This is a genomic window from Roseofilum halophilum BLCC-M91, from assembly GCF_030068445.1.
Classification (GTDB): Bacteria; Cyanobacteriota; Cyanobacteriia; order Cyanobacteriales; family Desertifilaceae; genus Roseofilum; species Roseofilum halophilum.
In genome coordinates this window covers 1-11122 of sequence record NZ_JAQPOK010000024.1, presented here as the reverse complement: position 1 = coordinate 11122, position 11122 = coordinate 1, and the positions used below count along the sequence as shown (strand labels likewise).

Sequence of the window (11122 nt, the reverse complement as noted above, 5' to 3'; positions counted from 1 at the left end):
GCAGCAAATATTCTCAGAAAAGTATCTGGAAGGCTCAAGCTTAACTTAAGCCAACTAAGTAGAGGCGCTTTGATTACGCCTTTAAGAGTTCATTTTTGGACTTCTTAAGAATCTGCGCGTCTTTAGACCGCAGAGTTTCAACCGTAGGAAAGTTTTAATTTTTAACTGCAAGATGTCTTCCTTCCCCGACACCCTCAATCATTGGGCCTTTCCTTTTATCCAAGCATTGCGCGATCGCCGCATTGTCAATGGCTTCCCGGACGGCACATTTCGCCCCGATCGCCCCATGACTCGCGCCGAATATGCCGTTATTCTCCAAGCTTCCCTACAACAACCCCAAAAAAGACCCTACACCCCATTTATCGACATTGGAGCCAATTTTTGGGCGACTCCAGCCATCATTTGGGCTTACGAAACTAACTTTATATCGGGCTTTCCCGGTCGTCAATTTCGACCCCAATCGAATATTACCCGAATTCAGATTATCGTCTCCTTAGTCAGTGGGTTGCGGGTTCATACCCTCGTCGATCAAACCCAACCCATCCCTACCCTAAACGAAATTTATCAGGATGCCTCCACTGTGCCCCAATATGGGCGGGATGCCCTGCACTTAGCCACCCGCGCGAATCTGGTGGTGAACTATCCGGATCTGGAGGTTTTCCACCCTAACCGGGATGCAACCCGCGCAGAAGTGGCGGCGTTTTTCTATCAATCTTTAGTGCTGTTGGGCAAAGCTGAACCTATTCCCTCAGATTACATCTTAGAGGTGTTTCCGATGGGGCCGATTCGGGAAGGAACCCGGATTTCCGTCAATGGCAAAACCCTTGCAGCAACCTGGAATCAATGGAGCGATGGGTTATCGGCACGAACGGCGATCGCTGATTCGGGGTTAATTCAGAGTATGGGAGTTGAATTACTGAATACGGAAAACCCCAGCCAACAACCGATTCAATGGTTCTCACCCCCCGTTCCCCTGCCAGCGCAACGCCATCACCATTATCGTCATCTGGATATCACCGACTGGCGCAAACAGCAGGCTTTTACCCTGGCGGTTGATGGGGAGACTTTGGTGATGACGAAGCCGATGACGAATGTGACTGGGATACAAACGGAAACCATTTTGAACGGCGATCGGGCGATCGGTTTACGTCTGAAACTTAACCTCACCCAACCCACTGCCTATCAACTGAAACAAGATACGTTTGATTGGCAAGTTACCCTGAATGCAGCGATTACCCAAACCCTTTTAGACGACTATCAAAATCCTGCAACGGTTACCCCAGAGAGCGATAATGCTCCGCATCGCTGGCGCGATCGCCCTTCCTCCGAAGAAGTCAACGAAGGGGAAGTCATTGCTGATACCTCCCAACCCTTACGCCCAGCAATTACCGCCGATCCTCAACACCTGTTAATTCAAGCCAACTTGCCCCCCGGACTCTCCGTAAAAGCGATTACCCAAACCCATCCCTATGCCTTAATTCTGGAGATTCGCCCCGATATTCCCCGGAATCGCAATATTATTTGGTTGCCGGGACTGCGCTGGAAAGAAGAGTATGTATCATTAGGAGAAGATCGCTTTCCTGTCACTTCCTTAACCCTGTCTGCTAGTCAAGCCCCAAAACTGAATTTAGAACCCATTTGGACTTATGCCCATACCATGGAAGGCACAACCCCTTTATTAAAAATGGGAGAATTTTGTAAGACTCTAGCTGCCATTAATGCGGGCTTTTTTAACCGCAATAACCGATTACCATTGGGGGCAATTCGTTGGCAAGGAACCTGGTATTCTGGCCCGATCTTGAATCGGGGGGCGATCGCCTGGGATAATCAGGGCAGCACTGCCATTGATCGCCTGACCTTAGAAGAAATAATTACCACATCAACCGGCGCACGCTTTCCCTTAGTTGTTCTCAATAGTGGCTATGTTAAAGGCGGAATTTCTCGCTTTACGCCCCAGTGGGGTAAGACTTACACCCCCTTAACGGCGGGCGAAATTATTGTTGTTGTTGAGAATAACCAGGTGACTCGCCATGTGGAAATTGCTGAAGAAACAGATATTCCCGATACTGGATATTTGCTGGTGTTGCGATCGCTGCTCAGTGCCAAAGCCAGCCTCATGCCCGGCACAACCCTCACCCTAGAAAGTAACACCAATCCCCTCAACTTTAACAACTTTCCCCATATTATCGGCGGCGGCCCCTTACTGATCAAAAATCAACAAATCGTCGTCGATGCCGAAGCAGAAGGATTTAGCCGCGCCTTTGCCCAACAATCTGCCATTCGCAGTGTTTTCGGAATTACCTCCTCCGGTAAATTTATGCTCGTCACCATCCATAACCGCATCGGAGGCTTAGGAGCCAGCTTAACTGAAACTGCCCAACTGATGCAGAAACTCGGAGTCATTCACGCCTTAAATTTAGATGGGGGCAGTTCCACCAGTTTAATCCTAGGTGGGCAAATGATTAATCGTCCCCCATCCACCGCCGCTAGAGTACATAATGGCTTAGGGATTTTCACCGCTTTGGGCTTCCCAGACATGCATCCGCTTCTTGGTAATTAGTAATAAGGCTAGAGAATGGGATCAACTACTGGTTTAAACTCTCCATTAATTGGGTTTTTGCTGTTGCTAAAGCCGTGGATAATTGACTGGGATCGCGTCCTCCAGCTTGGGCTAAATTGGGTCGCCCACCGCCTCCACCGCCGCAAATTTTGGCAATTTGACCGATAAATTTACCGGCTTGTAAGCCCTTTTGATTGACGGATTTACTGAAGGCAGCGACTAAACTGACTTTATGGGCTTCCGGAATGGAACCTAAGACGACAGCGCCATCACCGAGTTTTTGTAATAACCGTTCGGCGGCTGTTTTGAGGGAATTGGCATCTACATCGAGCTGGGCGACTAATACCTGAATATCACCGACAGATTCAGCTTGGGAGAGCAGTTGATCGGATTTGGCGATCGCCAATTCTCCCTGTACCTTCTCTAACTCTTTCTGTGTCGCTTTTAACTCCGTTTGCAGACTGGTTACCCGTTCCACCAACTCCTCTGGTTTGGCCTTAAAGCGATCGCCCAATTCCCGAACCACGGCATCCCGCACTTGTAGATACTCCCGCACCGCAGCCCCGGAAACCGCCTCAATGCGGCGCACTCCCGCAGAAATCCCGGTTTCCGAAATAATCTTAAACAAGCCAATTTCCGCCGTATTCTGCACATGGGTTCCCCCACACAGCTCCATGGATACCCCTGGATAGTCCACCACGCGCACCGTATCGCCATATTTCTCCCCAAACATGGCCGTTGCACCTTTATCCTTGGCTTCATTTAAGGACATAATTTGCACCTCAGAGCAGTGGCTTTCACTGATCCAAGTGTTCACCTGCTCCTCAATTTGATCTAACTCCTGTGCCGTGAGAGCGCGGGGACAATTGAAATCAAAGCGCAGACGGTCAAAGTTGACCAAAGACCCCGCTTGACCAATATCGGGGTCAACAATTTTCTTCAGAGCTGCTTGTAACAAATGAGTTGCCGTATGGTTGGCTTGGGCCCGCATCCGACAGGCGCGGTCAATTTGCGCGGTTACTGAGTCTCCCAGGGTTACAGTTCCCCGTTCAATGCGACCAAAATGGACAAAGAAATCGGACTCTTTTTGTACATCCTCAATGCGGATCAGCAAATTTGAACCGGACAAATAGCCGCGATCGCCCACTTGTCCCCCGGATTCTGCGTAAAATGGAGTTTTATCCAACACAATCTGTACCGGCATCCCCGCTTCCGCCACGTCTACCGATTTCCCCTCCACTAAAAGAGCCTGAATTTGCCCCATCCCCGACCGTTCCGTATACCCGGTAAACTGGGTGGGATGGATATGATCGGCCAACTGATCCAAAGACCCCTGCACCATTAAATCAATAGTTTCATGGGCCCCTTGGGAAGTCTCTATTTGTTGCTGCATGGCTGCTTCAAAGCCTTCTTCATCCACCGTTAACCCTTGTTCTTCAGCGATTTCCATGGTCAATTCCAAGGGAAAACCATAGGTATCATAGAGCTTAAATGCATCCTCTCCAGCAATTTCCGTTTTAGAAGCTTTTAAGACCTTTTCCACAATCTCTTGCAGCAGCTTTTCACCCCGTTCTAATGTGGTCAAAAAGCGCGATTCTTCCTGCTGTAATTGGGATTTAATCAGGGTTTCCCGCTCTCGCACATTCGGATAAGCGCTTTCGGAAACGGCGATCGCCACTTCGGCCACTTTTTCCGTAAATAATTCCGTAATTCCCAACAACCGGCCGTGACGCACCACCCGACGAATTAAGCGCCGCAGAATATAGCCTCGGCCAATATTTGAGGCACTCACCCCATCGGAAATCAAATGCACCACTGCTCGCACATGATCCCCAATTACCTTGAGAGAAACCTTGGTTTTTTCATCACTCTGATGATACTCAATTCCTGCACAGTTAGCTGCCGCTTCAATAATCGGAAAAATCAAATCGGTCTCATAATTATTCGGCACACCTTGCAAAATTTGTGCCATCCGCTCCAACCCCATTCCGGTGTCAATATTTTGGTTTTGTAGGGGCGTTAAGTTCCCCTCAGCATCCCGGTTATATTGCATAAAAACCAGGTTATAAAACTCAATAAACCGGGTATCATCTTCTAAGTCTAGGGTTTCATCCCCTAATTCCGGGTGAAAATCATAGTAAATTTCCGAACAGGGGCCGCAGGGGCCAGTGGGGCCAGATTTCCAGAAATTATCCTCTTCTCCCATGGGTTGAATGCGATAAGCTGGGATGCCAATGCGATCGCGCCAGATAGCAAAAGCTTCATCATCATCCCGGAAAACACTGACGACTAACCGCTCTGGGGGCAGTTGAAACACCTTCGTAGAGAGTTCCCAAGCATAGGCGATCGCCTCTTCCTTAAAATAATCTCCAAAGCTAAAGTTGCCCAACATCTCAAAAAACGTATGATGCCGTGCTGTGCGTCCCACATTCTCAATATCATTGGTGCGAATACACTTCTGAGAAGTCGTAGCGCGGGGAACTTCAGCCGCACGCTGCCCCAAAAATATGGGCTTAAACGGCAACATTCCGGCGATCGTCAAGAGTACAGTCGGATCTTCAGGGATTAAAGACGCGCTCGGTAAAATCTTATGAGAGCGCTGCTGATAAAAATCAAGAAACGTTTGCCGAATTTCAGCACCGCTCAGAGATGGAAGAGATGAAGCCATAGCAGTTTCCAAGTTATAATACATCTCTTATTTTAAGAGAAACCTGGAATGTTTCCCCCTCACTCTTTTTTGCAAAAAGGGCGGCGGGGCATCCCCTCCTTAAAGCACGCGCTTGTCCGATGCAATAACAGGACTATGAAGCGAGAGAGCCTTACGTCATACCTTTGCTGTATCGAAATTTACAATGTTATAGTGAATTAATAGTGATAGTAACGCTGTTGAGCCATTCCCTCAGTGTTAAAAAACGCAATCGTCTGCTGGAGGTCTTCGGATTGGGTGGAAAGGTCTTTCGCGATCGTTGCTAATTCTTCTGAGGTGAGAGCATTCTGCTGGGTAACACGATTTAATTGCTCAATAGCCCAGTTAATTTGTTCGGTACTGGTGTTTTGCTCTTTGCTCACTGCGCTAATTTCCTGGACTAACTCGGCAGTTTTTTGAATATCCGGAACCAGTCGCCGCAGCATTGCACCAGCGTTTTCTGCAACAATCACAGAGGATTTGGCCAAATTCGTAATCTCTGTCGCGGCTCTTTGGCTCCGTTCAGCCAAAGCTCGCACCTCTGAGGCTACCACAGCAAATCCTTTGGCACTCACCTGAGCCTGTACCGCTTCAATACTGGCATTTAAGGAGAGCATACGGGTTTGGCGAGTAATATCCTCAATTATCGAAATTTTTTGTGCAATTTGCTGCATCGCCAGCACAGCCTCGGCAACTGCCTGCCCAGTTTCCTTAGCATCAGCAGCAGCTTGGATGGCCAACTGCTCCGTTTCCAGGGCATTTTCAGTGTTTTTACGAATCGTTGCCGTCATCTCTTTTATGGAGGAGGAAACTTGTTGTGCTGCGGCTGCCTGTGAATTTGCGCCTTCCGACATGGCTGCTGCCCTAGCACTCATCCCATAACTACCGTCGGCAACATTGCCGGTCACATTCTTCGCGTCGATTATCACTTCCTGGAGCTTTTGAATGAAGAGGTTGAACCAATGGGCAACCTCTCCGATTTCATCATGGGAGGTAATCTTCAGTCGGCGGGTTAAATCGCCCTCACCTCTAGCAATCTCTTGAATCCGTTTGGCCATGGCTACGATTGGGGTTCTCAACATATTCGAGATGAGCCAAAACAGACCTAAAACGAAAAAAGATAGGAGCATGTTGGCACTGAGAATAATACTTTGTACCGTATTCCGAGCTTCCGGAACTAGGATGGAGAATCGGCGAGAACTGTTTTGAATCGTGTTGAGATAGTTTTGGAAGGTATCAACAAAGGATGCAAAGGAAATAGCCTGCTCCAAATAGTTCTCAACGATCTGATTGGCTTGATTGAGATCGACAATATCATTTTCGCAGAGAGTAAACACTTCGCCGAAACCTAGCAGGGTGAAGGCAGATCGTTCAATGCCATTGACGGCATCAAGACAGGCTATGGGCAATTCCACGGTGTTGTCTAGGAGGGGTTGTAAACCCATTTCTAGGCGTTCTGTTGAGTTGGCTGTAATTAGGGATGTGTCTATAGATTTATCCAGATGATGCAGTGTTTCTTGTAATTGATCGAGTTTAACCTGCATCAACAGGACAAATTCAATATGCTCGCGCTCTAAGAATTGAAAGTACCCGGTTTTGGCAATTTCTATCATCCCCACCATATTCAGGAGAATGAGTGCAGTGACTGTCACTCCCAGGATTGCCAGTTTTTTGCCGATTTTCTGATTCGTTAACCACCTGATCATGATTTTCCTCAGAATTACTGATGATAGTCAGAAATTTTCGGGATCAAATCAAATGCTATACCCTATTCTAGGGTAAGCGAACTTTCTGATAAATGGGTGGAAAAAAAACTGAAGAATTCTTCACTGATTTAGCGGTTGAGAAAAACTGGCTGTGGAGAACAATATTGCCGTTTTTACTCAAAATCAGGCTTTTAAGTCAAGAGGCGATCGCGAATTGCCCATATTGCCCTTAAAACGACAACAGCACCCGGATGACTTACTTCCTGAGCGACTTCCTTTTATTATTTGAGCCTATCTGGAGTCCAACTCTCTTCACCACCACGAGCGTGAATAAGGGTTGATTTTCCTCCCTGATTCTCTAGTTTAGGAAGTTTCAAGTTTTAGTAGGGGTGCTGCCGTGTTGTTCTGAGACAGATAACAGTTAGTCAGTGATTTACCTCTTAACTTTTAACTGGGTTGTGTACAAAACAAATTGGCTGTTAATCTGCCAATGAAGCTTTACTTGCTTCATGTTTTTACTATAAACACTTCTTGGGGTCAGATCAAGGGATTGTAACTAAACTTTACTTGATTAATTCCTCTTGCCCATATTGCCTTAAAACGACAGCAGCACCCGGATGACTTACTTCCTGAGCGACTTCCTTTTATTATTTGAGCCTATCTGGAGTCCAACTCTCTTCACCACCATGAGCGTGAATAGGGGTTGATTTTCCTCCCTGTTTCTCTAGTTTAGGAAGTTTCAAGTTTCAGTAGGGGTGCTGCCGTGCTATCCTTAGACAGATAACAGTTAGTCAGTGATTTACCTCTTAACTTTTAACTGGGTTGTGTACAAAACAAAGTGGCTGTTCATCTGCCAATGAAGCTTGATTTGCTTCATGGTTTTACTATAAGGAGTTATTGGGGTCAGATCAAGGTATTGCAACTAAACTTTACGCAAGTGCAAGTATCTGATTACTAATATAATGATTTGCTGTTACATCACCCTGAATCTGAGTGCAAACGCTTATGGCGAAATTCACGGATATTACTAACCATTGGGCCCAAGCTGTTATTGAACAACTGGCGGATCAGAAGGTCGTCAGTGGCTATCTCGATGGGCAATTTAAGCCGGATGCTCCGATGAACCGGGCAGAATTTGCGGCCTTACTCTCCCGTGCGTTTCCCCATTATCCGAAAAGGGGTCAAACGGGGATGCAATTTAAGGATGTGCCTCCATCCTATTGGGCTTATGGGGTGATTCGCAGCGCCTATGAATCGGGATTTCTGCGGGGTTATTCCAATGAGCAATTTCAGCCAACGGATCGGCTGACTCGTCTGCAAGCACTGCTGGCTTTGAGTAATGGTTTGAAGTATGAACCGCAAAATCTGGTGGAGATGACTTTGAATGAGACGTTTGAGGATGCCGATCGCATTCCAGAGTATGCGAGATCGGCGATCGCTGCTGCGGCAGAACAGGAATTAGTCGTCAACTATCCGGACGTGAAGCAACTGCGTCCCAATGCGATCGCCACCCGCGCCGAAATTGTGGCCATGATCGCCCAAGCGCGACAAACCGCAAATAGTGTCTCTCCAGTTCCCGACCAATACATTGCTAAAGTCACCCTTTCTCCTCCCGTGCAACTGACGGGAGAACTGCGGGGAGTCGGGTTAACCCAACTGACTCCCAACTTGCGCTTCTTTCCCAACAACACAGAAACGGCGATCGAGTATTTATCCCAGTTTAATTTCAATACCCTCTATCCGAGTCTCTGGAACCAAGGGCAAACGCCCTACCCCAGTACCCTGCTGCAACAGTTGACGGGACTGGCACACCCCTCTGACGATCCCTTAGCGGAACTGCTGCAAGCCTGTCGTCGTAAACGGTTATGTATCATGGGTTGGTGGCAAGGGGGGCTGAAAATCCCGGCTAAGTCTCCCTTACTGGAAAACCGCCGCCATTGGATCGCCACCCGTCAAGATGGTAATGGTCAATTTGGCATGGGAGAATCCAGTTATGTTTGGCTCAACCCCTTTCATCCGGAAGTGCAAGCCTTTATCCTCGATTTAGTTGCAGAAATGGTCAGGGAGTATGAAATACAAGGCATTCAACTCGACTCCTCTTTTTGTCCGCCGGTGGCATTAGGCTACGATCGTGTAACGACCAAGCTCTATCAGCAAGACCATGGGGGAAAACGGCCGCCCTCGAACCCCCAAGATCCCCACTGGGTAAACTGGAGACGCGATCGCCTCACGGACTTGCTTAAACAGATTTCTGCCCGGATCAAAAAAGAGAAACCTTACTGTCTTCTGGGCTTTGTGGCCGATCTTCACCCTGCTGATACGCTTCAAGATCCCCAACTGTGGGCAAGCGATAACGTTATTGAAGAACTGATTATTGATGCAGAGGCTCAGGAAGACTTAGACCATCCGGCGATCGCCCTAGGGCAACATAAAATTCCCGTGAGTCTGGGACTATCGACCCAGCATATATCCCTGGCGCAAATTAAACAGCATTTACAACAAGTCCGCGATCGCAACTTAGCCGGAATCTGTTTCTTTTCCTATACCACTCTCATGGCCTTACTGGCTCAAAAGCAAGCCGAACAAGAATTTAGCGCCCTCTTTCCCGAATTAGTCGAACGAGCGCAAATCATTTCAACCCTATAGCCAAGGGCAAACACACTAGATCTCTAGGGTTTGGTCGGTTTGAGCCAACGTTGGGCAAAGGCGATCGCCTCAGCCTCCGTGGTCACTTTACCCTCAATTTGGGCGATCTGAATTTCCGTTAATAATGTACCAATTAACTTGCCCTTGGGTAGATTGAGCGCTTCAATTAAGGTATTGCCAGTGAGAAGCGGTTGGGGATAAACCACCGGATCGTGGGGGTTGAGGTAGCGATCGCACAAGGGCGCGATCGCCTCCAGAGCCACCCCTTTTACCCGTGCTAACAGCATCAGAGTCGGAAAAATGGGACGGATGGCATGAAAGAAAAAATACTGGTCTCGCAGGCTCATCTGTTCCGGGTGCAAGATATCCGGTAACCGTTGCAAAACGGCGATCGCCGCCCGAATTTCAGCCCGACTCAATTTCAAGGCTTTAAGTTCTGCCTCAGCTTTCTCGATCTCTGGAGCAATAAACAGGATCAGCTTGGCTAAACTAATGCCATTGGTGGGTTGACTCGCCAGAATGGGGCGATTAAAGTGTTCCCATAATTGGGGCCAGCGATCGCCAAACTCCTGCACCATCTCATCCACCTGATGCACTCTCTTCACCCGCTCGACACAGGTATGGGGAAACCAACCCGTCAACACCCCATCCTTCCAAGCCCTTTCCAGCGCCTCACTTCCCGAACGTAAATTGAGTAAATACCCCAACTCCATCCGTACCCGTTCGGCGGCCACCTGACGCAATTTTGGCGCTAACGCGATCAGGGTTTCTTGAGTTTCCCGGTCAAGGGTAAACCCCAGTTGACTCGCTTGGCGATAGGCCCGCAGGAGTCTTAAGGGGTCATCAGCCAAATTTTCCGCCGACACCATACGGATCAATTGGCGCTGTAAATCTTGACAGCCATCCAGGGGATCGATTAACCTGCGCGTAAACGGATTATAGGCGATCGCATTAATCGTAAAATCCCGCCGCTTGAGATCAATATGTAGCGTTTCCCCCTCCTGTTGGGCAAAATCTGCCGTTGCCTTTTCAAACACCACCCGCGCAATTTGCCGCCCGGCATCCAACACCACAAACCCAGCCTGATAAAATCGGGCAATCTGACGAGCCGTTTCTACCGCCTTCTCCGGCAGCACAAAATCGAGATCCAGATAGTCCCGTTGCCGTTTTAGCAAGCCATCCCGCACCGCTCCCCCAACGAGACAGGTATCTTCAGGAAGCCATTCTAAACCAAAGGGCCAAGTTTCTGGACTAAGAGCAGCACCGGTTAGGTCAAGCATGTTGATTACAATTTGAACACTTTTGGGCAATCTGAGTAAGGAATACGTTAGATTAGCAAAAAGGGTGAGGGAAGAGGAGCCTGCTTTATCCTTCTCTTTTAAATTTTGACATCCTCACCGCCCTAGAAGGACGGTGATTCCTAAATCTCACAATTTAGGTTTCTGCTTCATAGCAGTTGCCTTCACAGATTTACTCTGCTCTGGTCTTACACTCGCTCCACAGACTGACACCGCAAGTCCTGCG

6 protein-coding genes are annotated in these 11122 nt (G+C 48.2%); 3 read left to right on the top strand and 3 right to left on the bottom strand.

Features of this window, described 5'->3' with window-relative positions; all coding sequences use genetic code 11:
* The first annotated feature begins 172 nt into the window (after window positions 1-172).
* Complete coding sequence (locus tag PJF56_RS03285; protein WP_283761216.1) at window positions 173-2560, top strand: phosphodiester glycosidase family protein; 2388 nt, start codon at window positions 173-175, stop codon at window positions 2558-2560.
* Window positions 2561-2585: 25 nt separating this feature from the next.
* Here PJF56_RS03285 and alaS read toward each other — a convergent pair whose 3' ends face one another.
* Both alaS and PJF56_RS03275 read right to left on the bottom strand, forming a co-directional pair.
* Window positions 2586-5228, bottom strand: coding sequence for an alanine--tRNA ligase (gene alaS / locus PJF56_RS03280; protein WP_283761215.1), 2643 nt, complete (start codon window positions 5226-5228; stop codon window positions 2586-2588).
* Between the two features lie 197 nt (window positions 5229-5425).
* A complete protein-coding gene (locus tag PJF56_RS03275) occupies window positions 5426-6952 on the bottom strand; it encodes a methyl-accepting chemotaxis protein (protein WP_283761214.1) in 1527 nt (508 codons plus the stop codon).
* Between the two features lie 151 nt (window positions 6953-7103).
* Between PJF56_RS03275 and PJF56_RS03270 the strand changes: the two genes are divergently transcribed.
* Both PJF56_RS03270 and PJF56_RS03265 read left to right on the top strand, forming a co-directional pair.
* The gene (locus tag PJF56_RS03270; protein WP_283761213.1) at window positions 7104-7241 is read left to right on the top strand and encodes a hypothetical protein; all 138 of its coding nucleotides are present in this window, start codon (window positions 7104-7106) and stop codon (window positions 7239-7241) included.
* A 716-nt stretch (window positions 7242-7957) separates the two neighbouring features.
* On the top strand, window positions 7958-9598 hold the full coding sequence (locus PJF56_RS03265; RefSeq protein WP_283761212.1) for a glycoside hydrolase family 10-like protein: 1641 nt from the start codon (window positions 7958-7960) through the stop codon (window positions 9596-9598).
* 23 nt (window positions 9599-9621) lie between these two features.
* Here PJF56_RS03265 and PJF56_RS03260 read toward each other — a convergent pair whose 3' ends face one another.
* Window positions 9622-10878: a tRNA nucleotidyltransferase/poly(A) polymerase-related protein gene (locus PJF56_RS03260; protein ID WP_283761211.1), complete on the bottom strand. Its 1257-nt coding sequence runs from the start codon at window positions 10876-10878 to the stop codon at window positions 9622-9624.
* Window positions 10879-11122: the final 244 nt, after the last annotated feature.